Source organism: Streptomyces spongiae, assembly GCF_009377185.1.
In the GTDB taxonomy this organism is placed as follows: domain Bacteria; phylum Actinomycetota; class Actinomycetes; order Streptomycetales; family Streptomycetaceae; genus Streptomyces; species Streptomyces spongiae.
Genome location: NZ_VJZC01000053.1, coordinates 1 through 20,976, shown reverse-complemented (window position 1 = coordinate 20,976; position 20,976 = coordinate 1). Strand labels below are relative to the sequence as shown.

Annotated in this window: 21 protein-coding genes; 12 read left to right on the top strand and 9 right to left on the bottom strand. The window is 69.8% G+C overall.

Annotation, left to right across the window (positions count from 1 at the left end):
• The first annotated feature begins 64 nt into the window (after positions 1 to 64).
• From atpA to FNH08_RS11115, 5 genes are all read left to right on the top strand, one after another.
• Positions 65 to 1,672, top strand: a complete 1,608-nt coding sequence (gene atpA, locus FNH08_RS11135) for a F0F1 ATP synthase subunit alpha (protein ID WP_152771295.1) — start codon at positions 65 to 67, stop codon at positions 1,670 to 1,672.
• Between the two features lie 21 nt (positions 1,673 to 1,693).
• Positions 1,694 to 2,611, top strand: a complete 918-nt coding sequence (locus FNH08_RS11130) for a F0F1 ATP synthase subunit gamma (protein ID WP_152771294.1) — start codon at positions 1,694 to 1,696, stop codon at positions 2,609 to 2,611.
• A complete protein-coding gene (atpD, locus tag FNH08_RS11125) occupies positions 2,611 to 4,047 on the top strand; it encodes a F0F1 ATP synthase subunit beta (RefSeq protein ID WP_152771293.1) in 1,437 nt (478 codons plus the stop codon). Before FNH08_RS11130 ends, atpD begins: the two co-directional genes overlap by 1 nt.
• Before the next feature lie 130 nt (positions 4,048 to 4,177).
• Positions 4,178 to 4,552 (top strand): F0F1 ATP synthase subunit epsilon, encoded by a 375-nt coding sequence (locus FNH08_RS11120; RefSeq protein WP_152771292.1) that lies wholly within the window; start codon positions 4,178 to 4,180, stop codon positions 4,550 to 4,552.
• 133 nt (positions 4,553 to 4,685) lie between these two features.
• The gene (locus tag FNH08_RS11115; RefSeq protein WP_152771291.1) at positions 4,686 to 5,141 is read left to right on the top strand and encodes a DUF2550 domain-containing protein; all 456 of its coding nucleotides are present in this window, start codon (positions 4,686 to 4,688) and stop codon (positions 5,139 to 5,141) included.
• A 12-nt stretch (positions 5,142 to 5,153) separates the two neighbouring features.
• Here the strand turns inward: FNH08_RS11115 and FNH08_RS11110 are convergent, their stop codons facing one another.
• From FNH08_RS11110 to FNH08_RS11100, 3 genes are all read right to left on the bottom strand, one after another.
• On the bottom strand, positions 5,154 to 6,977 hold the full coding sequence (locus FNH08_RS11110; RefSeq protein WP_152771290.1) for a glycoside hydrolase family 18 chitinase: 1,824 nt from the start codon (positions 6,975 to 6,977) through the stop codon (positions 5,154 to 5,156).
• 128 nt (positions 6,978 to 7,105) lie between these two features.
• On the bottom strand, positions 7,106 to 7,747 hold the full coding sequence (locus tag FNH08_RS11105; protein WP_152771289.1) for a response regulator: 642 nt from the start codon (positions 7,745 to 7,747) through the stop codon (positions 7,106 to 7,108).
• Complete coding sequence (locus tag FNH08_RS11100) at positions 7,744 to 8,928, bottom strand: sensor histidine kinase (RefSeq protein ID WP_152771288.1); 1,185 nt, start codon at positions 8,926 to 8,928, stop codon at positions 7,744 to 7,746. Before FNH08_RS11100 ends, FNH08_RS11105 begins: the two co-directional genes overlap by 4 nt.
• Before the next feature lie 153 nt (positions 8,929 to 9,081).
• Here FNH08_RS11100 and FNH08_RS11095 point away from each other — a divergent pair, with 153 nt between their 5' ends.
• Positions 9,082 to 9,627: a hypothetical protein gene (locus tag FNH08_RS11095; RefSeq protein WP_152771287.1), complete on the top strand. Its 546-nt coding sequence runs from the start codon at positions 9,082 to 9,084 to the stop codon at positions 9,625 to 9,627.
• A 29-nt stretch (positions 9,628 to 9,656) separates the two neighbouring features.
• Here FNH08_RS11095 and FNH08_RS11090 read toward each other — a convergent pair whose 3' ends face one another.
• The 3 genes from FNH08_RS11090 to FNH08_RS11080 all read right to left on the bottom strand — a co-directional run bounded on the left by FNH08_RS11090 (position 9,657) and on the right by FNH08_RS11080 (position 11,837).
• Positions 9,657 to 10,229 carry a cob(I)yrinic acid a,c-diamide adenosyltransferase gene (locus FNH08_RS11090; protein WP_152771286.1) on the bottom strand — a complete coding sequence of 191 codons (573 nt, stop codon included), beginning with the start codon at positions 10,227 to 10,229 and terminating at the stop codon, positions 9,657 to 9,659.
• A gap of 14 nt (positions 10,230 to 10,243) precedes the next feature.
• Positions 10,244 to 10,993, bottom strand: coding sequence for an ABC transporter permease (locus FNH08_RS11085; RefSeq protein WP_152771285.1), 750 nt, complete (start codon positions 10,991 to 10,993; stop codon positions 10,244 to 10,246).
• 61 nt (positions 10,994 to 11,054) lie between these two features.
• The gene (locus tag FNH08_RS11080) at positions 11,055 to 11,837 is read right to left on the bottom strand and encodes an ABC transporter ATP-binding protein (protein WP_152771284.1); all 783 of its coding nucleotides are present in this window, start codon (positions 11,835 to 11,837) and stop codon (positions 11,055 to 11,057) included.
• A 102-nt stretch (positions 11,838 to 11,939) separates the two neighbouring features.
• On the opposite strand from FNH08_RS11080, the gene FNH08_RS11075 reads away from it, so the two are divergent.
• From FNH08_RS11075 to FNH08_RS11055, 4 genes are all read left to right on the top strand, one after another.
• Positions 11,940 to 12,581 carry a TetR/AcrR family transcriptional regulator gene (locus FNH08_RS11075; protein ID WP_152771283.1) on the top strand — a complete coding sequence of 214 codons (642 nt, stop codon included), beginning with the start codon at positions 11,940 to 11,942 and terminating at the stop codon, positions 12,579 to 12,581.
• Positions 12,582 to 12,720: 139 nt separating this feature from the next.
• Positions 12,721 to 13,569, top strand: a complete 849-nt coding sequence (locus FNH08_RS11070; protein WP_322724221.1) for a 3-hydroxyacyl-CoA dehydrogenase family protein — start codon at positions 12,721 to 12,723, stop codon at positions 13,567 to 13,569.
• Positions 13,570 to 13,726: 157 nt separating this feature from the next.
• Positions 13,727 to 14,050, top strand: coding sequence for an STAS domain-containing protein (locus FNH08_RS11065; protein ID WP_152771282.1), 324 nt, complete (start codon positions 13,727 to 13,729; stop codon positions 14,048 to 14,050).
• A gap of 367 nt (positions 14,051 to 14,417) precedes the next feature.
• Entirely contained in the window at positions 14,418 to 16,886 is a 2,469-nt protein-coding gene (locus FNH08_RS11055) for an ATP-binding protein (RefSeq protein ID WP_152771281.1), read from the top strand.
• A gap of 65 nt (positions 16,887 to 16,951) precedes the next feature.
• Here the strand turns inward: FNH08_RS11055 and nucS are convergent, their stop codons facing one another.
• Positions 16,952 to 17,623, bottom strand: coding sequence for an endonuclease NucS (nucS, locus tag FNH08_RS11050; RefSeq protein ID WP_152771280.1), 672 nt, complete (start codon positions 17,621 to 17,623; stop codon positions 16,952 to 16,954).
• 323 nt (positions 17,624 to 17,946) lie between these two features.
• On the opposite strand from nucS, the gene FNH08_RS11045 reads away from it, so the two are divergent.
• Positions 17,947 to 18,339: an SCO5389 family protein gene (locus tag FNH08_RS11045; RefSeq protein WP_152771279.1), complete on the top strand. Its 393-nt coding sequence runs from the start codon at positions 17,947 to 17,949 to the stop codon at positions 18,337 to 18,339.
• A 124-nt stretch (positions 18,340 to 18,463) separates the two neighbouring features.
• Here the strand turns inward: FNH08_RS11045 and FNH08_RS11040 are convergent, their stop codons facing one another.
• Positions 18,464 to 19,492, bottom strand: a complete 1,029-nt coding sequence (locus tag FNH08_RS11040) for an LLM class flavin-dependent oxidoreductase (RefSeq protein ID WP_152771278.1) — start codon at positions 19,490 to 19,492, stop codon at positions 18,464 to 18,466.
• A 225-nt stretch (positions 19,493 to 19,717) separates the two neighbouring features.
• Between FNH08_RS11040 and FNH08_RS11035 the strand changes: the two genes are divergently transcribed.
• Positions 19,718 to 20,050, top strand: coding sequence for an ATP/GTP-binding protein (locus tag FNH08_RS11035; protein ID WP_322724218.1), 333 nt, complete (start codon positions 19,718 to 19,720; stop codon positions 20,048 to 20,050).
• Positions 20,051 to 20,080: 30 nt separating this feature from the next.
• Here FNH08_RS11035 and FNH08_RS11030 read toward each other — a convergent pair whose 3' ends face one another.
• Positions 20,081 to 20,923: an ABC transporter permease gene (locus FNH08_RS11030; RefSeq protein WP_152771277.1), complete on the bottom strand. Its 843-nt coding sequence runs from the start codon at positions 20,921 to 20,923 to the stop codon at positions 20,081 to 20,083.
• Between the last annotated feature and the right edge of the window lie 53 nt (positions 20,924 to 20,976).

The following is a 20,976-nucleotide window of genomic DNA, read 5'->3' as shown; positions in this document are numbered from 1 at the left end:
TGGGGGTCGCCCCCAGACCCCCAAAGTGAAACTTCGGGCCCAACAAGGAGAGCAGGGAACCCAGATGGCGGAGCTCACGATCCGGCCGGAGGAGATCCGGGACGCGCTGGAGAACTTCGTCCAGTCGTACAAGCCGGACGCGGCCTCGCGCGAGGAGGTCGGTACGGTCACCCTTGCCGGCGACGGCATCGCGAAGGTCGAGGGTCTCCCCTCGGCCATGGCCAACGAACTGCTGAAGTTCGAGGACGGCACGCTCGGCCTCGCGCTGAACCTGGAAGAGCGCGAGATCGGCGCCATCGTCCTCGGTGAGTTCAGCGGCATCGAGGAGGGTCAGCCGGTCACCCGTACCGGCGAGGTCCTGTCGGTCGCCGTGGGCGAGGGCTACCTCGGCCGCGTCGTCGACCCGCTCGGCAACCCGATCGACGGCCTCGGCGAGATCGAGACCAGCGGTCGTCGTGCCCTCGAACTGCAGGCCCCCACGGTCATGCAGCGCAAGTCGGTGCACGAGCCGATGGAGACCGGCTACAAGGCCGTCGACGCGATGACCCCCGTCGGCCGCGGTCAGCGTCAGCTGATCATCGGTGACCGCCAGACCGGCAAGACCGCCCTGGCCGTCGACACGATCATCAACCAGCGCGACAACTGGCGCACCGGCGACCCGAACAAGCAGGTCCGCTGCATCTACGTCGCCATCGGCCAGAAGGGCTCGACGATCGCGTCGGTCCGCGGCGCGCTGGAGGAGAACGGCGCGCTCGAGTACACGACCATCGTCGCCGCCCCGGCGTCCGACCCGGCCGGCTTCAAGTACCTGGCGCCGTACACCGGTTCGGCCATCGGCCAGCAGTGGATGTACGAGGGCAAGCACGTCCTCATCATCTTCGACGACCTCTCGAAGCAGGCCGACGCCTACCGCGCCGTGTCCCTGCTGCTGCGCCGCCCGCCGGGCCGTGAGGCCTACCCGGGTGACGTCTTCTACCTGCACTCCCGTCTGCTGGAGCGCTGCGCGAAGCTCTCCGACGACATGGGCAAGGGCTCGATGACGGGTCTGCCGATCGTCGAGACCAAGGCCAACGACGTCTCGGCGTTCATCCCGACCAACGTCATCTCCATCACCGACGGCCAGTGCTTCCTGGAGTCGGACCTCTTCAACGCCGGTCAGCGTCCCGCGCTGAACGTCGGTATCTCCGTCTCCCGAGTCGGTGGTTCCGCGCAGCACAAGGCGATGAAGCAGGTCGCCGGTCGTCTCCGCGTGGACCTCGCCCAGTTCCGTGAGCTGGAGGCGTTCGCCGCCTTCGGCTCCGACCTGGACGCCGCGTCGAAGGCGCAGCTGGAGCGCGGTCAGCGCATGGTCGAGCTGCTGAAGCAGAACCAGTACGAGCCGATGGCCACCGAGGACCAGGTCGTCTCCGTCTGGGCCGGCACCACCGGCAAGATGGACGAGGTGCCGGTCGCCGACATCCGCCGCTTCGAGAAGGAGCTGCTCGAGTTCCTGCACCGCAAGGAGCAGGGCCTCATGACCTCCATCAAGGAGGGCGGCAAGATGTCGGACGACACCCTCACCGCTGTCGCCGACGCCATCGCCGAGTTCAAGAAGCAGTTCGAGACCTCGGACGGCAAGCTGCTCGGCGAGGACGCTCCGGCCGCCCCGAAGGCGACCAGCGCCTCCAAGTGACGTAAGGAAGGGACCTGACTCATGGGAGCCCAGCTCCGGGTCTACAAGCGTCGCATCCGATCCGTCACCGCGACCAAGAAGATCACCAAGGCGATGGAGATGATCGCCGCCTCGCGCGTCGTCAAGGCGCAGCGCAAGGTGGCGGCCTCCACGCCGTACGCGCAGGAACTGACCCGCGCGGTCACGGCGGTCGGCACCGGTTCGAACACCAAGCACCCGCTGACCACCCAGGCCGAGACGGTCACCCGTTCCGCGGTGCTGCTCCTGACGAGCGACCGCGGTCTGGCCGGCGCGTTCAACTCCAACGCCATCAAGGCGGCGGAGAAGCTGACGGCGCGCCTGGAGGCCGAGGGCAAGCAGGTCGACGTGTACATCGTCGGCCGGCGCGGTGTGGCCCACTACAACTTCCGTGAGCGCAAGATCACGGAACAGTGGAGCGGCTTCACCGACGAGCCCTCGTACGGCGACGCGAAGAAGGTCGCGGCGCCCCTGATCGAGGCCATCGAGCAGGAGACGGCGGACGGCGGCGTGGACGAACTCCACATCGTCTACACCGAGTTCGTCTCGATGATGACGCAGAACGCGGTCGAGGCCCGACTGCTTCCGCTCAGCCTCGACGAGGTCGCGCAGGAGTCGCCCAGCAAGGGCGAGATCCTGCCGCTGTACGACTTCGAGCCGTCGGCGGAGGACGTCCTCGACGCCCTGCTGCCGCGCTATGTCGAGAGCCGCATCTACAACGCACTGCTCCAGTCGGCCGCTTCCAAGCACGCCGCCACCCGTCGTGCGATGAAGTCGGCCACTGACAACGCGGGCGAGCTGATCAACACGCTCTCCCGTCTTGCCAACGCGGCCCGCCAGGCCGAAATCACCCAGGAAATCAGCGAGATCGTCGGAGGCTCCGCAGCCCTGGCCGACGCGACCGCGGGGAGTGACCGCTAATGACCACCACTGTTGAGACGGCCACGGCTACGGGCCGCGTCGCCCGGGTCATCGGCCCGGTCGTCGACGTGGAGTTCCCCGTCGACGCGATGCCCGACATCTACAACGCCCTGCACGTCGAGGTGAACGACCCGGCGCAGGACGGTGCCAAGAAGACGCTGACCCTGGAGGTCGCCCAGCACCTGGGTGACGGCCTGGTCCGCACGATCTCCATGCAGCCCACCGACGGTCTGGTCCGCCAGGCCCCGGTCGTCGACACCGGCACGGGCATCACCGTCCCGGTCGGCGACTTCACCAAGGGCAAGGTGTTCAACACCCTCGGTGAGGTGCTGAACGTCGACGAGACCTACGAGGGCGAGCGCTGGACCATCCACCGCAAGGCCCCGAACTTCGACGAGCTCGAGTCGAAGACCGAGATGTTCGAGACCGGCGTCAAGGTCATCGACCTGCTGACCCCGTACGTCAAGGGCGGCAAGATCGGTCTGTTCGGCGGCGCCGGCGTCGGCAAGACGGTGCTCATCCAGGAGATGATCTACCGCGTCGCCAACAACCACGACGGTGTGTCGGTGTTCGCCGGTGTCGGTGAGCGCACCCGTGAGGGCAACGACCTCATCGACGAGATGAGCGAGTCCGGCGTCATCGACAAGACCGCGCTGGTCTTCGGTCAGATGGACGAGCCCCCGGGCACTCGTCTGCGCGTGGCGCTCGCCGGTCTGACCATGGCGGAGTACTTCCGCGATGTGAAGAAGCAGGACGTGCTGTTCTTCATCGACAACATCTTCCGCTTCACCCAGGCCGGTTCCGAGGTGTCGACCCTGCTCGGCCGTATGCCCTCCGCGGTGGGCTACCAGCCGAACCTGGCCGACGAGATGGGTCTCCTCCAGGAGCGCATCACCTCGACCCGCGGTCACTCGATCACCTCGATGCAGGCGATCTACGTCCCCGCGGACGACCTGACCGACCCGGCCCCGGCCACCACCTTCGCCCACCTCGACGCGACGACGGTTCTCTCCCGTCCGATCTCCGAGAAGGGCATCTACCCGGCCGTGGACCCGCTGGACTCGACGTCCCGCATCCTCGACCCCCGGTACATCGCGGCGGACCACTACAACGCCGCGATGCGCGTGAAGAACGTCCTGCAGAAGTACAAGGACCTGCAGGACATCATCGCGATCCTCGGTATCGACGAGCTCGGCGAGGAGGACAAGCTCGTCGTCCACCGTGCCCGTCGCGTGGAGCGCTTCCTGTCCCAGAACACCCACGTCGCCAAGCAGTTCACCGGCGTCGACGGGTCGGACGTGCCGCTGGACGAGTCGATCACCGCGTTCAACGCGATCATCGACGGCGAGTACGACCACTTCCCGGAGCAGGCGTTCTTCATGTGCGGTGGCATCGAGGACCTGAAGAACAACGCGAAGGAGCTCGGCGTCTCCTGACCCCCGAGCTTCAACGGTGAGAGGGGCGGGTGTGCACCTCGCAAGGGGTGCGTCCCGCCCCTCTCACCACTCCCACTAGAATTGACCCAACACCCGGCAGAACCGCCGGGTGGTGACCCGAGGAGCCACCTTGGCTGCTGAGCTGCACGTCGCGATGGTCGCGGCCGACCGAGAGGTCTGGTCCGGCGAGGCCACCCTGGTCGTCGCGCGCACCACGTCCGGCGACATCGGCGTCATGCCCGGTCACCAGCCGCTGCTCGGTGTGCTGGAGTCGGGCCCGGTGACCATCCGCACGAAGGATGGTGGAACGGTCGTGGCCGCTGTGCACGGCGGTTTCATCTCGTACGCGGACAACAAGCTGTCGCTGCTGGCCGAGATCGCCGAGCTGTCGGACGAGATCGACGTCCAGCGCGCGGAGCGGGAGCTCGAGCGCGCGAAGGCGGAGGGCGATGCCCACGCCGAGCGCCGCGCGGACGTCCGACTGCGTGCGGTGGCGGCGCGCTGACCGAGCGCGTCATGTGATGCTGTACCTCAGCCGCGGCTGGGACCGGATATATCCATCCGGTCCTCGCCGCGGCTGAGGCGAATGTGGGAGTTTTTTCCGTTCCGTTACCTAGGAGACGAGGAGGTCGGTGTCGATGGTCCTCGCTCTGACTGTGTGCGGTCTGGTGGTCGCGCTCGTGGTGGTGGGTCTGTTCGTCTTCGGTCTGAGACGACGGCTGATCCAGCGCTCCGGCGGCACCTTCGACTGCAGCCTGAGGTGGAACGCTCCCGAGAAACCCGAGAAGGGCGACGAGAACGGCAAGGGCTGGGGCTACGGCATCGCCCGCTACAACGGCGACCGCATCGAGTGGTTCCGCGTCTTCTCGTACTCCCCGCGCCCGCGCCGCATCCTGGAGCGCTCGGCGATCGAGGTGGCCGGGCGCCGCACTCCTGAGGGCGAGGAGGAGCTCGCGCTGCTCTCCGACGCCGTGATCCTGGCCTGTCTCCACCGGGGGAACCGGCTGGAGCTGGCGATGAGCGAGGACGCGCTGACCGGTTTCCTCGCGTGGCTGGAGGCAGCCCCGCCCGGTCAGCGCGTCAACGTCGCGTGATCCTTTCCGTCACTACTTCAGGCCATTGTTGATGGCGCTCACCAGCTCTCCGTTGCTGGTGTCTCCGCTGAACTCCCAGAAGAACGCCCCGCCCAGGCCCTGGTTCTTGGCCCAGGTCATCTTTCCGGCGATGGTCGACGGGGTGTCGTACGACCACCAGTTGCTGCCGCAGTGGGCGTATGCCGTGCCCGCGACGGTGCCGGTGACCGGGCAGGAGTTCTTGAGCACCTTGTAGTCCTCGATGCCCGCCTCGTACGTGCCCGTGGCCGCGCCGGTCGCCGTGCCGCCGGGCGCGGACTGGGTGACGCCGGTCCAGCCGCGTCCGTAGAAGCCGATGCCGAGCAGCAGCTTGGCCGAGGGGACGCCCTTCGACTTCAGCTTGGCGATGGCGTCGGCGGAGTTGAAGCCGGCGGTCGGGATGCCGGAGTACGAGGTCAGCGGCGAGTGCGGGGCGGTCGGGCCGGTGTTCGCCCAAGCGCCGAAGTAGTCGTACGTCATCACGTTGTACCAGTCGACGTAGCTCGACGCGCCGCCGTAGTCCGCCGCGTCGATCTTGCCGCCGGAGGAGCCGTCACCGGTGATCGCGGCGGTGACCAGGTAGTTCGAGCCGAACTCGGTGCGCAGGGCCTGCATGAGGTTCTTGAACGCGGCAGCACCGGAGGTGTCGCAGCTCAGACCACAGGCGTTCGGGTACTCCCAGTCGATGTCGATGCCGTCGAAGACGTCGGCCCAGCGCGGATCCTCGACGACGGCCTTGCAGGACTTGGCGAACGCGGTCGGGTTCTGCGCGGCCTGCCCGAAGCCGCCCGAGTAGGTCCAGCCGCCGAACGAGTACAGCACCTTGATGTTCGGGTACTTGGCCTTGAGCTGGCGCAGCTGGTTGAAGTTGCCGCGCAGCGGCTGGTCCCAGGTGTCGGCGACACCGCTGACGGACTGGTCGGCGGTGTACGCCTTGTCGGTGGCCGCGTAGGAGTCGTCCAGTACGCACTGGCCGTTCTTGACGTTGCCGAAGGCGTAGTTGATGTGGGTGATCTTCGAGGCGGAGCCCGAGGTCACCAGGTTCTTGACGTGGTAGTTGCGGCCGTAGACGCCCCACTCGGTGAAGTAGCCGAGGTTGACCTTCGACGTGGGGCCGGGATCGGTGCCGCCGCCCGTGGTGCGGACGGAGACGGCACCGCTCACCGGGCCCGTCTGGTCGGCGGTGTCGCGGGCCTGCACGGTGTACGAGTAGTCGGTTCCGGCGGTGAGGCCGGTGTCCGTGTACGAGGTCGTCGTCACGGTCGCGACCTTGGTGCCGCCGCGCAGGACGTCGTAGTTCTTGATGCCCTTGTCGTCGGTGGCGGCCGACCAGGACAGCTTCACCGAGGTGCTGGTGACGCCGGAGGTGGTGGGGGTGCCGGGCGCGGAGGGGGCCGCGTCCCCGGGGACGGTGCCGCCGCCGTCACAACTTCCGCCGTTCAGCTTGCAGTTGGCCGGGGAGCCTGAGCCGCTCCCGTTGAAACCGAAGGAGACGGAGGCGCCAGGGGCGAGGGAGCCGTTCCAGGACTTGTTCTTGGCGGTCCAGTGGGTGCCGGAGGAGGTGACGTCGGCGTCCCAGGCCGAGGTCACGGACGTGCCCGAGGGGAAGTCCCACTCGACGGTCCAGGTGCTGATCGTGGTGGTGCCGGTGTTCTTGACGGTCCACTTGCCTTCGAAGCCGGTGCCCCAGTCCTGGGTCTTGGTGTAGGTCGCCGTTGCCTCGGTGGCCGCGTGGGCCGGGGCGGCGAGGCCGACCAGACCCGCGAGGGGGAGCAGCAGGGTGGCGAAGCCCGCCGCAGCTCTGTGCCTGAAGCGCATGCGCGCCTCCTTGTGGGGTGTCAATGAGCATGAGCATGACGTGGCGCAGTTGCGGTGAGAATAGAAAGGTCTGGACCATCGGTCAATGGGTCTGGACCAGTGCGCCTGTCCTGCGGGCCCCTGGAGCCCTACACGCCCAACTCCTGGGCCAGCACGGCCGCTTGCACCCGGCTGCGCAGCTCCAGCTTCCCGAGGAGGCGGCTGACATGGGTCTTCACGGTGGCCTCCGCCATATCGAGCCGCACCGCGATCTCGGCGTTCGACAACCCCTCCCCGAGGCAGGAGAGGACCTCGCGTTCGCGGCGGGTGAGGCAGTCCAGGACGGACGGGTCGGCCGTGGGCTCCCGTACGGGCTTGGCGGCGAACTCGGCGATCAGTCGGCGCGTGACCGCCGGGGAGATGAGCCCCTCACCGCGCCCCACGGCCCGGACGGCCTCCAGCAGGTCCCTCGCCTCCGTGTTCTTGAGCAGGAACCCGGACGCCCCGGCCCGCAGCGCCCCGAACACGAACTCGTCGAGGTCGAAGGTGGTCAGCACGAGCACGTCGGCCAGCCCCTCCGCGACGACCTGCCGGGTCGCGGACACCCCGTCGAGGCGCGGCATCTGCACGTCCATCAGCACCAGGTCCGGCCGGAGTTCACGGGCGAGCGCCACCGCCTGCTCGCCGTCGGCGGCCTCGCCGACCACCTCGATGTCGGACGCGCTGCGCAGGATGAGGACGAGTCCGGCGCGTACGGCGGACTGGTCCTCGGCGACGAGCACGCGGATCATGCGGGGTCTCCTTCGGTCACGGGGAGGGTGGCGCGTACGGCCCAGATCTTGCCGTCGGGGGAGCCCTCGGGGCCGGCCTCGAAGGTGCCGCCCAGCAGGGCGGTCCGCTCCCGCATACCGACCAGACCGGCCCCCGAGCCGGGGGCGCGGGGGCCGTCACGGTCGCCGAACGGGCTGGTCACGGCCACGGTCAGGGCGCCGTCCCGCTGGGCCAGCGTCACCGTGACGCGGCCGGGGCCGGCGTGTTTGAGGGCGTTGGTGAGGGACTCCTGGACGATGCGGTAGGCGGCGAGTTCGACCGGCGCGTGCAGGGGGCCGTGATCGGCGTCGAGGGTGACGTCGAGGCCGTTGGTGCGGGCGCCCTCGACCAGGGTGCCGAGCCCGTCGAGCGTGGGGGCCGCGGCCGGCTCCAGATCGCCGCTGCTGTCGCGCAGGATGCCGATCAGCCGCCGCATCTCGGACAGCCCCTCGACGCTGTTCTCGCGGATGACGGTGAGGGCGTCCTGGGAGGTCTTCGGGTCGTCGAGGGAGAGGGCGGCGGTGGAGTGGATCGCGATCGCGGAGAGGTGGTTGGCGACCATGTCGTGCAGCTCGCGGGCCATCCGGGCGCGCTCGGCGCCCACGGCCTGCGCGCGGTCCATCTCGGCGAGCAGCGCGGTCTGCTCGGCGCGCAGGCGGGCGGCCTCGGCGGCGTCACGGTGGTTGCGGACGATCCAGCCGGTGGCGGCCGGCATGAACGCGACCAGGCCGATGACCACTCCGACCAGCAGCGCCTCCGGCACCTGCCAGACCGCGACGGCCACCACCGTGGCGGCCACCGTGATGAGCCCGGCGATCCAGGGGACGCGGCGGGCCGTGGCGGGCGGCCCGTACACCACGGCCGCGTACACCAGGTCGGTGAACATCACCACGGTGACCAGGTTGCCCTGGGTCATGGTGTCGAGCGTCAGCGCGAGCCAGCCGATCAGCAGGGCGGTGCGCGGGAGGGTCCGGCGCAGCGTCTCGCAGCCGGCCGTCACCGCGAGAGGCAGCAGGATCGGCCAGCGCCCGTCGAAGAGCGTGATCGGATCGGAGGCCGGGCGAGTGGCGAGGCCCACGCCCCAGATGAGGAGCCCGCCGAGCAGGCCCGCGAGACCGGCGTACACGTCGAAGCGGTGGGGGCGGGGGAGTCGTACGGCCATGGCTCCCATCCAACACGGCGTACGTACTCGGCGCGTGATGCGGGGGGAGGGTCCCGGCCTGCATCTTTCGATGTACCGGGGGTTCGTCATCGCCGACGACGATCTCGGTCCTCCCGCACGGGAGCCTGAAAGGGTGACCGAGAGGAGCGAACCATGATCGTCGGACTGATCGTCGCGTGCGAGGTGGCGTTCTGGGTGCTGCTCGCCGTGGGACTGACCTTCCGCTACGTGCTGAGGATGCCGCGTGCCGGACTGGCCGTGCTGCTGTGCGAGCCGCTGCTGGAGGTCGTCCTGTTCGCCGTCACCGCGATGGACCTCAGGAACGGCGCGGAACCCGACTGGAAGCACGGGCTCGCCGCCGTCTACATCGGCTTCACGGTGGGTCTGGGCCACTCCATGATCAAGTGGGCCGACGTCAGGGTCGCGCACCGCTTCGCCGGTGGTCCGCCGCCGGTGAAGCCGCCGAAGTACGGGACGGCCCGCGCCGTCCACGAGTGGAAGGTCGCGGGCCGCTGGATCCTCGCCGCGGTGGTCGCCCTGGCGCTGCTGCAGGCCGCCGTCTGGTACGTCGGCGGGGACGGTGAGACCGAGTCCCTGCGGGCCTGGCAGCAGAGGATGCTGTTCGTGATCGGGATCAACCTGCTGATCGCCGGGAACTACACGCTGTTCCCGAAGCGGGAACCGGCCCGGCTGAAGTGAGACCAGTGGGTAGTGAGGCCAGTGGGTGCTCAGCGCTCTCCGCCGGGCACCCACAGCACGTCCCCGACCTCCTTGTTCGCCGTCCTGGCCAGAATGAACAGCAGGTCCGACAGCCGGTTGAGGTAGGTGGCGGTGAGCGGGTTCATGACGTCCCCGTGCACTTCCAGCGCCGCCCACGTGGAGCGCTCGGCCCGCCGTACCACCGTGCACGCCTGGTGCAGCAGGGCCGCGCCGGGCGTGCCGCCGGGGAGGATGAAGGAGCGGAGCTTCTCCACCTCGGCGAGGAAGCGGTCGCAGTCGGCCTCCAGCTTGTCGATGTAGAACTGCTCGACGCGCAGGGGCGGAAACTCGGGGTTCTCGGCGACGGGGGTCGACAGGTCGGCCCCGACGTCGAAGAGATCGTTCTGGACGCGGGTGAGCACCTTGACAAGTGCGTCGCTCAGCTTGCCCAGCGCGATCGCGGTGCCGATCGCCGCGTTCGCCTCGTTGGCGTCCGCGTAGGCGGCGATGCGGAGGTCGGTCTTGGGCACCCGGCTCATGTCACCGAGGTTCGTGGTGCCCTGGTCGCCGGTCCTCGTGTAGATGCGCGTCAGATTGACCATGTTGACCAGCCTAATTACGCCCCGGCCGTCCGGAACACCCGTGTGCCCACCGTCACGGCCAGCGCCGCGAGCCCGAGGGCGACCAGGGCCCCGTACAGCATGGAAACCGTCGCGTACTCGCCCACGTACGCGTCCCGCACCGCGTCCACCAGATAGCGGAACGGCATGAAGTGCGAGAGCACGTCCAGCCAGCCGGGCGCCAGGGACATCGGGAGCATCAGCCCGGACAGGAGCATCGAGGGCATGCTGAGGGCGTTGATCGTCGGGCCGAACTCCTGGGGCGTGGCGACCTTCATGGCCAGCGCGTACGACAGGGACGCCAGCGACACCGTCAGCAGCGCGACGAACACGAAACCGATCAGCACACCGGCGAGCGGCGCCCGCAGCCCCATCACCACGGCCGCGAGCACCAGCAGCACCGCCTGGGAGACGAAGAGGGCTGCGTCGCGCAGCACGCGGCCGAGGAGGAGGGCCAGGCGGCTCACCGGCGTGACCCGCATCCGCTCGACCACCCCCTGCCCCTTCTCGATGATGACGGCGAAGCCCGCGAACGAGGCGCCGAACAGGCCGAGTTGGAGCAGCAGCCCGGGCACGAGGACCTGCCAGGAACTGCCTTGGGGACTCAGTGGCAGGTCCGTCAGCAGCGGGCCGAAGAACAGCAGGTAGAGCAGCGGCATCAGCACACCGAAGAGCATCTGGAAGCGTGAGCGCAGGGTCTGGCGGAGGTAGCGGCCGAAGACCAGCGCGGTGTCGTGGAGAAGCATCGGGTTCCTGTCGGGTGACGGGTTGCTGTCCGGTTATGGGTTTCGGTACGGCTGTGGGTCTCTACACGGCTACGGGGGCGGCGTCGGCCGGGGCGGGGCCGCGCCCGGTGATCGCGAGGAACGTGTCCTGGAGCGTGGCGTCGATCGAGCCGCCGTACTGGAGCTTGAGCGCGCCGGGGGTGCCCTCGGCGACGACCACGCCCTGGTCGACGATCACCAGCCGGTCGGAGAGGGCGTCGGCCTCGTCCAGGTAGTGGGTCGTCAGGAAGACCGTGGTGCCGTACTCGTCGCGCAGGCGGCGGACCAGGTCCCACAGGTCGGCGCGGCTGCCGGGGTCGAGTCCGGTCGTCGGTTCGTCGAGGAAGAGGACCCGCGGGCGGTGGGTGAGGGCCAGCGCGATGTCGAGTCGGCGGCGCTGACCGCCGGAGAGTGCGGCGCACTTTCGGTCGAGCAGGTCGGTGAGGCCGAGGTCGCGCGCCAACTCCTCCGCGCGCTCCACCGCCTGAGACCTCGTCAGCCGGTAGAGCCGTCCCTGGGTGACCAGTTCCTCCCGCACGGTCACATGCGGGTCGACGCCGCCCGACTGCGCCACGTAACCGCACGCCCGGCGCACCCCGGCCGGATCGGTGGCCAGGTCGTGGCCCGCGACGGTGGCGGCGCCGCCGGTGGGGGCGAGCAGGGTCGTGAGCATGCGCAGGGTCGTCGTCTTGCCCGCGCCGTTCGGTCCGAGGAAGCCGAGGATCTCGCCCGGCCGGACGGTGAGGTCGATGCCGCGCACGGCCTCCACTGTGCCGCGCTTCGTCTGGAAGGTACGGGCCAGTCCGGCCGCACTGATGATTGCCATGCCCACAGAAAAACAGAGTCGCTGAAATTTTGCAATGACACCAAAGTTTCAGTGAAGCCAAGGAGCTGGGCCGGGGATCTTGGGTCCGCCTACGATGAGGCCATGGCAGAGGGGCTCAGGGAGCGCAAGAAGCGCGAGACGAGGCAGCGGATCTCGGACATCGCCACCGCGCTGTTCGTGGAGCACGGCTTCGTGACCGTGACGATCGCGGAGGTGGCCGACGCGGCCGACGTCTCCGTGAACACCGTCTACAACTACTTCCCCGCCAAGGAGGACCTCTTCCTCGACCGCAGCAAGGACGTGGTCCACCGGCTCGCGCGCTGGGTGCGCGGCCGTGACGCGGGCGAGTCGGCCGTCGCGGCCGTACTGCGCGAGCTGCGGGAGGAGGTCGAGACCGTCTCGCCGCGCGTCGGCCTCACGAAGGACTACGAACGCTTCCTGAAGGTCATCCACGAGGCGCCCCCCCTGCGCTCTCGGCTGTGGAGCATCGCGCAGGAGGTCCAGGAGAACCTGGAGGCGGCCCTGCGCGAGGAGACCGGCGCCCCCGCCGACGACCCCATGCCCACCCTCATCGCCGGCCAGATCAACTGGCTCCACCAGACGGTGATGGGCGTCATCGGACGCGAGATGGTCGCCGGGCGCAACCCGGACGAAGTGTCCCGGGAGGTGCTCGTGCTCATCGACGACATGGAGGGGCTGTTGAGCGAGAAGGTGCTCAACTACGCCGTACGAGGGGCCGAGTGACCGCTTCCGGTGTGACGTCCGTCAGATGAGACGTGACGCGCATTACTTACCGGTCACACAGCCCCTCACGAGCGCTAGGGTCCGGCCGAGAGGCATACATAAAGAGCGTGTCAGCCAGGGTCAGCAGGGGAGTCGCACAGTGGCACGGAAGCTCGCCGTCATCGGAGCCGGTCTCATGGGGTCGGGCATCGCCCAGGTGTCCGCCCAGGCGGGCTGGGACGTCGTCCTGCGTGACGTCACCGACGAGGCGCTCACCCGTGGCACCGACGGCATCAAGGCGTCGTACGACAAGTTCGTGAGCAAGGGCAAGCTGGACGCCGCCGACGCCGAGGCCGCCCTGGGCCGCATCACCGCGACCACCGATCTCGACGCCGTCGGTGATGCTGACGTCGTCGTCGAGGCCGTCTTCGAGAAGCTGGAGGTCAAGCACGAGATCTTCCGCACGCTCGACAAGCTCGTGCGCGACGAGGCCGTGCTCGCCTCCAACACCTCCGCGATCCCCATCACCAAGATCGCGGCGGTGACCGACCGCCCCGAACGGGTCGTCGGTACGCACTTCTTCTCGCCGGTCCCGATGATGCAACTCTGCGAACTCGTCCGCGGGTACAAGACCAGCGACGAGACCCTCGCCACCGCGCGGGAGTTCGCCGAGTCCGTCGGCAAGACCTGCGTGGTCGTCAACCGGGACGTGGCCGGTTTCGTCACCACCCGGCTCATCTCGGCCCTCGTCGTCGAGGCCGCGAAACTGTACGAGTCGGGCGTGGCCACCGCCGAGGACATCGACCGCGCTTGCAAGTTGGGCTTCGGCCACGCGATGGGGCCGCTCGCCACGGCCGACCTCACCGGCGTCGACATCCTGCTGCACGCGACCAGCAACATCTACACCGAGTCCCAGGACGAGAAGTTCGCCCCACCGGAGCTGATGCGCCGGATGGTTGACGCGGGTGACATCGGCCGAAAGAGCGGGCAGGGCTTTTACAAGCACTGACGTCACGGGAACCGCACGACCCTCTCGGGTATCACCCGTTGAGGTGAATTCGGTATCGGTTCGCTTACAGACGGCAACCTCTGGGGTTCCCGAAACGTCAGAAGTTGCATCACCAGATAACGACCGGCGTACGAAGACGCACTCTCGGGGAGCGCATATGTACATCAGGGGCGACCACGCCGAGCTGGTCGTCGGGGGCCGCCTCGACGTCCGCAGCGCGGCGGACGCCCGTACGGTCCTGCACACGGCCGTCGACGACGGAGTCGGCGACCTGGTGCTCGACCTGTCAGGGCTGGACTCGTGGGACGCCACCGGACTCGGGGTGATCATGGGAGTCCACCGGCGGGCGGGGAGGTGCGGGCGGCGGCTGGTGCTGCGTGAGGTGCCTCCGCAGATGCAACGCCTGCTGGTGGCCACGCGGCTGCACCGGATCCTGGCCATCGAGGGCGGCATCGGTGTGGAGTCGCTGCCCCGCGTGTGACACCGGACCACGGCCGGGGCGAATCGGTACGCCACCGAACGGGACGGCCCGCAAGTGAACGGACGTGCGGGAATGCGCGTACGGACCCATGTGTGACCCGGTGGACGGAAGACACCCGGACGTTCCTGGGGCGAAAGGAACCACTCGCGCAATCCTCACGAGACTGTGATGTCTCGGGCGGCACGGGACCCCGGCATTCCGTAGATACTGTGCAAAGGTTTAGGGTTCGGCTGCCCGTCGCCCTGACAACCCTCGAGCGGGCACCGGACCAGAAGCGACAGCGCGGAGTGCGGCAAGGCCGGGAGGGCCTGGGTCCTGTCTCCGGAGACAGACCCGGCACACGACGCTTTTGGGGGGCTAGGACCTTATGGACCCGACGAACCGGGGACCCGAAGAGCACGGATACGACGACGGAGGGCAGGCGCCCCGCTCGCGCCCGCCACGTGACTCCCTGACACCGGATTTCGGCCAGCCCGCTCCGGCGCTCGCCCGCACCGTCCAGCTCGTCTCGGGCGACTCCCTGCTCACCGTCAACCCCGTCGACGGCAGCGAGATAGAGAACTGCCCGCCGCAGGAGCGCCCCGGCCGGCCCGAGAAGCACCCGGCCGCCGACCGCGCGGAGATCGACCGCGCCGCCAGGCCCGCCGTCCCGCCGGGACCCTCGGCGCCCCCGCTGCCCCTGCTGGAGCGCGACGAAGAGAGGGAACGGCTCGTACGGCTCCTCGCACGCGGCCGCTCCGTCCGCCTCACCGGTCCCGCGGGCTCCGGCCGCACAGCGCTCCTCGACCTCGTCGCCGAGGACTGCGCTGACCTCGCCCCGGACGGTGTCGTACGCCTCTCCGGCTACCGCCGCACGGCCGGCGAACTGCTCCACGACCTGTTCGCCACCGTCTACAAGGGCCCGCTCTGCCGACCCAGCCACCCCGAGCTCCTGGACCTAGTCCGGGAGATCGGCGCGGTCGTCGTCCTCGACGACCTGGAGTTCGGCGGCAGCGCGCTCGACGAACTGCTCGACGCGACCCCCGAGTGCGCCTTCCTGCTCGCGGCCACGCCCGATGTCCCCGCGCCGTCCTCCGACTCACCCCTCGAAGAGATTTTCCTCGGCGGTCTCGACCGCGCCGGCGGGCTGGAGCTGCTGGAGCGTGCCGTCGGACGCGTCCTCACCGAGGACGAGTCGAACTGGGCGGGCGACCTCTGGTTCGAGTCCGAGGGCCTGCCGCTGCGGTTCGTACAGGCCGGGGCGCTGCTCAGACAGCGCGACCAACTGCGCGGCGACGCGGACTCCTTCGACGAGTTCGGGATCTTCCAGGACGCGCCGGTCGACGCCCCCTTCGACGCCGGCGACGGCCACGACGTACCGCTGCCGTCCCTCGCCGAGGCCGCCGCGCCCGCCGCGCTGCTCGCGTCCCGGCTGAGCGAGTCGGCGCGGGACACGCTGCGGTTCGCGGTCGCGCTGGGCGGCGAGGTGCCGCACCAGGCCCATCTGCCCGCCCTGGTGGGGGACACCCACGCGGACGCCGCCCTCGCCGAACTGGTGAGCTGCGCCCTGGTGACCCCGGTCGGTTCGCGCTACCGGCTCGCGGCCGGGGTGCAGACCCAGCTGGAGGCCGCCGGGTACGCGGACGACGCCGACGAGAGGGCCGTCACCGCCGCCCAGCACTACGCCTGGTGGTCCGGACACCCCTCGGTCACGCCCGAGAGGGTGTCGGGCGAGTCGGACGCCGTGCTCGCCGCGCTGGCCGCCGTCGTGCCCCTCACGACACCCCCCGCCGAGGACGAGGAGAGCGTCGCCGTAGAGCTGGCCCGGCAGGCCGCGCCCGCGTTCGCCGCCGGACTGCAGTGGGGAGCCTGGGAGCGGGCCCTGCGGTCCGGCTCCGAGGCGGCCCGGCTCGCCGGCGAGGTCGGCGACCAGGCGTACTTCCACCACGAGCTGGGGATCCTCGCGCTCTGCTCCGGGCAGCTCGACCGGGCCCGTGCCGAGCTGGAGGCGTCCATCGGGCTGCGTGGCGCCCTCGCCGACAAGCGCGGCACGGTCGCGGGCCGGCGCGCGCTGGCGCTGGTCGCCGACCGCTCCGGGGCGACCCCGCCCGGCGGGCGCACGGCGGCGGGGGAGGAGGTGCCGGACGCCCGGCACGAGGAGTCGGCGTCGCCTCCCGGGGGCGTACCGTCCGGGTTCCTCTCCGGGTACGGAGCGCCCCGGACGTCGGGCGAGACCTCGACACTGGTCACCCATCAGGCGGGGGCCGGCCCGGCACGCAAGGGCGGTGTCAAGGGCCGCATGGTCAGCGGTGCCCGGCGCAATCTGGTGGCCGCCGGCGCGGGCGCCCTGCTCGCGGCCGTGCTCGGCACGGTGGTGACCCTGGGCGCGACCTCCGACAACAGCGACAACCCCCCGTCCGAGAAGGTCGGCGTCAATCCGTCGGCCAGCCCCGGCATCGACGACGGCGGCCTGGACGCGGACCGCGCGAAGAAGGGCTCGGGCGACGCCCCGGACGACGTTCCCACCCCCACCGACCCGGGCCCGGACGGAACGTACGGCACGGCGGACGACCCGACGCCCACGCGGAGCGACTCGCCCTCCGACGACCCGAGCGGCACAAAGAAGCCGGGCAAACCGACGAAGTCCCCGTCGCAGACGCCGACTAGGACGCCTACCAGGACGCCGAGTCAGACGCCGCCGTCCAGCACACCCAGCAACACCCCGTCCACCACGCCCACGCCGACACCGACGCCCACGCCGACCGAGACGCCGAGCACCTCCAACTCGGCCGGCGGCCCCACGTCCGGCGATCCGACGGAGACCACCGGTTCGGCGAGCGACTCGTCGGTGATCTGAGCCGATCCGAACGAACGGCTGAGGGCCGGGTCCATCACTGGACCCGGCCCTCAGTGCGTCACCGCTCAGAACAGCCGCAGCTTGTCGTCCTCGATGCCGCGGAGCGCGTCGTAGTCGAGGACCGCGCAGCCGATGCCGCGGTCGGTGGCGAGGACGCGGGCCTGGGGTTTGATCTCCTGGGCCGCGAAGATGCCGCGTACGGGCGCGAGGTGGGGGTCGCGGTTCAGCAGATCGAGGTAGCGCGTGAGTTGCTCCACGCCGTCGATCTCGCCGCGGCGCTTGATCTCCACGGCCACGGTCTGCCCGTCGGCGTCCCGGCACAGGATGTCGACGGGACCGATCGCGGTCATGTACTCGCGGCGGATGAGCGTGTAGCCGTCACCGAGGGTCTCGATGCGGTCGGCGAGCAGCTCCTGGAGGTGCGCCTCCACGCCGTCCTTGATCAGGCCCGGGTCCACACCCAGCTCGTGCGAGGAGTCGTGGAGGACCTCCTCCATCGTGATGATGAGCTTCTCGCCCCCTTTGTTGGTGACGGTCCAGACGCCCTCCTCGTCCCCGGAGCCCTCCTTGAGTGTGCAGGGCGGGGACATCCAGTTGAGGGGCTTGTAGGCCCGGTCGTCCGCGTGGATCGAGACGCTGCCGTCCGCCTTCACGAGGATCAGGCGGGGGGCTGAGGGGAGATGGGCCGTGAGCCGTCCGGCGTAGTCCACGGAGCAGCGGGCAATGACGAGACGCATGGTCGGCAACGCTACTCGACACCCGCCACCGCACGCGATTCGCCCACCTCCTGACGCCCTGAGCGCCCCCGGGGCGCCCTGTGCGCCGCCCGCTCCCGGCGTGCGCCACCGGTGGGCATGTGCCGGAGGCAACTCGTGTGCGGCAATGGCTGATTGTGTTCCTAGTGGGAGTCCCCCGTATCCGCATTCTCCTGGTGCGGTCACCCCCCGTTGCTTACCGTATAAACGGGAGGTCGCGGTGCGTGTACGCAGCGTGTTCGATATCGCGAACCCCCGCCCTGTCCGTCAACCCCCGCCTCCGCGGGGGTGCGAGAGGAGAACCCATGTCGCTCGACGTCTCACCGGCCCTACTCGAACAGGCCGAGCGAGGCGAGGTCGACGAAGCCGCCTTCGTCGACTGCGTCCGGACCTCCCTGCCTTACGCGTGGGAGATGGTCAGCTCCCTGGTGGCCCAGCTGAAGGTCGACGGCGGTGACTTCGCCGACAACCAGACGCCCCCGCCGGACGAGCAGGCACGTGGCCAGCTGCTGCGTGCGCTCGCGAGTGACGCGATACGCGGCGCGCTGCAACGGCACTTCGGTGTACGGCTGGCCTTCCAGAACTGCCACCGGGTGGCCGTGTTCCCGCTGGACCCCTCAGTGGACGACACGCTGGCTCGCTTCACCTCGGTGCGCAACCAGCTGCTGAACCAGTCCCCGGAGCTCCGGGACTGCTGAGGCGGCCCTGCCGCACTGCTTGCCGCTCCGTACGCGGGAGGTGCGTCTGTATCGGGGCGGCAAGCTCCGGTGCGTTCGTACCGGGGCGGCAGGCGCCCGCCGGACGCGGTCCTCGCGCGTCCGCTCAACCGAGGTGGGGGAGCACCTCGGCGCCGATCCGGCGGACGTTCTCCTCGGTGGCCGCCAGGTCGCCGGAACCCTCGACCAGCAGGGCGAAGCGCGAGATGCCCGTACGCTCCGACGTCGCCGCCAGCCGGTCCGCGCACAGACGGGGGGTGCCCACCGGGTGCAGCCCGCAGAGCAGTTCGGTGTACGCCAGGGGGTCGCGCATCGTGCGGGCGCGGCCGTCCACCGTCACATGGGCGTCCAGTCCGTGCTTCAGCCAGCCCGGCATGGCCTTCGTGAGTGCCTCGACCGCGTCGGTTCGCCGGTCCGCGATCTGGCAGACACCGGCCGACACATGGCCGGCGACGGCGATCTCGTCCGCCGAACGGCCCGCGGCACGCGCGGAATTGCGCCACAGTGCGACCATCTCCGCCTTCTCCTCGTCCCCGACGTGCATCCCGAGGAGCATCGGCAGTCCGCGCTCGGCCGCGAGCCGGACGCTCGACGGGGAGGTGCAGGCGACGACGACCTCCGGGCCGGGGGCGCCGCTCAGCACCTCCGAGGGCCTGGGGACGACCGGGACCTCACGGAAGGCGAATCGTTCCCCCGACGCCTGTACCGAGGGGTGGCGCAGCCAGCGCACCAGCAGATCGAGTGATTCCGGGAACCCCTTCTCGTACGCCTCGATCCCCGTCCCGAAGACCTCCAGGTCCACCCACGGCCCGCCGCGTCCCACGCCCAGTGAGAAGCGGCCGCCCGACGTCACGTGCAGCAGCGCGGCCTGCTCGCCCAGGGCCACCGGGTGGACGGTGGGGAGCACGCTGACCGCCGTGCCGACGCGGATCCGCCGGGTGCGCCCGAGCAGTAACGCGGCGAGTGTGACCGCCGACGGACACGTCCCGTACGGAACGAAGTGGTGTTCGGCCAGCCAGACCGCGTCGAGGCCGGCCTCCTCGGCCACCTCGGCCGTCCGTACGGCGCGGTGGAGCGCCTCCCCCTGGCCCTGTCCCGGGAACTGGGCCGCCAGTACAAAAGTTCCAACGTGCATCGCGTTTCCTGCTTTCTCGGCGCTCCGACCCGGAGCTCCCCCGCCCGGCATAACCGTCTGACACGTGCCGAAGTCACGGCCTGGCGGCGAGATTTGCCGATTGTCTGCAGAATGCGTCGGACGGTGGGGGGTTCTGCGACGGTTCGTGGAGTACGCGTACCCGTGGTCGGCACGCGTAGGCTGGAAACGACCCGTCCCCCCCTGTATAGCCCCGTGAGGTGTTCTGTGTCCCCGCGTCGCAACCGACCCAAGGGCGCCGGCTCGTCCGGCAGGAGCGCCGACGAGGACCGTTCCGACCGGTACGGTGGCTGGCAGTCCTCGGAGAGCTGGCAGGGCGAGGACTGGAGCGTGCGCCATGTGGCCGGGGCGAGCGCCGAGGGCAAGACGTACCGCTGCCCGGGCTGCGACCAGATGATCGCCTCAGGGGTCCCGCACGTGGTGGCCTGGCCCCAGCACTCCGGTGTCGACGACCGCCGCCACTGGCACAAGTCCTGCTGGAACGCGAAGGACCGCCGCACCTCCAGGGTGCAGCGGTCCCGTAACGCGCCACGTTTCTAGGCGGGTTGGCCCACCGGTCCTACGCCGCGCTCACACGTCACGCCGCTCCAGCAGCACGAACGCGCCCGCGATCGCGGCCGCCGTCACGCCCACGAGGAGGCCGAGCTGGGCGTTCCCCCCGCCGTTCTCGTCGTCCAGACCGAAGATCTTGGCCAGGGAGTTGGGGGCGTTGTAGTCCAGCATCTTCTCGCCGATCTTGCGCATGCTGTCCGAGATCATCAGGAACGCGGGCAGGATCGCGGGCACCAGCACGAGACCGAGCATGGCGGTGATCGCACCCGCCGAGTGCCGCAGCATCGAGCCCACCGCGAGCGCGAGAACACCGAGCAGCGAGACGTACAGGGCGCCCTTGAAGACCGTGCCGATCCAGTCGTTGTCCGTCGCGTCGCCGTGCAGGCTCTGCGTGAACAGGCCGACCAGCCCGATGGCGAAGGCCGACACCACGAACGCCACCGCGAAGAAGATCAGCAGCTTGGCGGTGAGCACCCGGTGCCGCTGCGGCGAGGCCGTGAACGTCGTACGGATCATGCCGGTGCCGTACTCCGAGGAGACCACCAGCACGCCCAGCGTGATCAGGCAGATCTGCCCCAGCACCAGACCGAAGAAGGCCGGGACGGTGAACGGGACGTCGTTCCCGAAGTCGGAGTCGCTCGTCTGCGTCGCGACCAGGAAGCCTATGCCGACCACGAGCAGCAGGAAGATGCCCAGCGTCCACACCGTCGAGCGCACGGACTTGATCTTCGTCCACTCGGAGGCGATCGCGTGCCCGAGGTGGGTGCGCACGACCGGGATCGGCGAGGTGTACGAAGCGCCGGGCGCCGCCTGCCAGTTCGGCGCGGGCTGCTGGGTCACGGGAGGCTGGGGCGTGCTCATCGGGCGTCCTCGGGCTTGGTGAGGTCGGCGGAGGGCTGTGCGGGGGCCGGGGG

Bases quoted from the DNA above. Each gene is read 5' to 3' on its own strand.
- atpA (WP_152771295.1), top strand. From the start codon at position 65: ATGGCGGAGCTCACGATCCGGCCGGAGGAGATCCGGGACGCGCTGGAG.
- FNH08_RS11130 (WP_152771294.1), top strand. From the start codon at position 1,694: ATGGGAGCCCAGCTCCGGGTCTACAAGCGTCGCATCCGATCCGTCACC.
- atpD (WP_152771293.1), top strand. From the start codon at position 2,611: ATGACCACCACTGTTGAGACGGCCACGGCTACGGGCCGCGTCGCCCGG.
- FNH08_RS11115 (WP_152771291.1), top strand. From the start codon at position 4,686: ATGGTCCTCGCTCTGACTGTGTGCGGTCTGGTGGTCGCGCTCGTGGTG.
- FNH08_RS11110 (WP_152771290.1), bottom strand. From the start codon at position 6,977: ATGCGCTTCAGGCACAGAGCTGCGGCGGGCTTCGCCACCCTGCTGCTC.
- FNH08_RS11105 (WP_152771289.1), bottom strand. From the start codon at position 7,747: ATGATCCGCGTGCTCGTCGCCGAGGACCAGTCCGCCGTACGCGCCGGA.
- FNH08_RS11100 (WP_152771288.1), bottom strand. From the start codon at position 8,928: ATGGCCGTACGACTCCCCCGCCCCCACCGCTTCGACGTGTACGCCGGT.
- FNH08_RS11095 (WP_152771287.1), top strand. From the start codon at position 9,082: ATGATCGTCGGACTGATCGTCGCGTGCGAGGTGGCGTTCTGGGTGCTG.
- FNH08_RS11090 (WP_152771286.1), bottom strand. From the start codon at position 10,229: ATGGTCAATCTGACGCGCATCTACACGAGGACCGGCGACCAGGGCACC.
- FNH08_RS11085 (WP_152771285.1), bottom strand. From the start codon at position 10,993: ATGCTTCTCCACGACACCGCGCTGGTCTTCGGCCGCTACCTCCGCCAG.
- FNH08_RS11080 (WP_152771284.1), bottom strand. From the start codon at position 11,837: ATGGCAATCATCAGTGCGGCCGGACTGGCCCGTACCTTCCAGACGAAG.
- FNH08_RS11075 (WP_152771283.1), top strand. From the start codon at position 11,940: ATGGCAGAGGGGCTCAGGGAGCGCAAGAAGCGCGAGACGAGGCAGCGG.
- FNH08_RS11065 (WP_152771282.1), top strand. From the start codon at position 13,727: ATGTACATCAGGGGCGACCACGCCGAGCTGGTCGTCGGGGGCCGCCTC.
- FNH08_RS11055 (WP_152771281.1), top strand. From the start codon at position 14,418: ATGGACCCGACGAACCGGGGACCCGAAGAGCACGGATACGACGACGGA.
- nucS (WP_152771280.1), bottom strand. From the start codon at position 17,623: ATGCGTCTCGTCATTGCCCGCTGCTCCGTGGACTACGCCGGACGGCTC.
- FNH08_RS11045 (WP_152771279.1), top strand. From the start codon at position 17,947: ATGTCGCTCGACGTCTCACCGGCCCTACTCGAACAGGCCGAGCGAGGC.
- FNH08_RS11040 (WP_152771278.1), bottom strand. From the start codon at position 19,492: ATGCACGTTGGAACTTTTGTACTGGCGGCCCAGTTCCCGGGACAGGGC.
- FNH08_RS11030 (WP_152771277.1), bottom strand. From the start codon at position 20,923: ATGAGCACGCCCCAGCCTCCCGTGACCCAGCAGCCCGCGCCGAACTGG.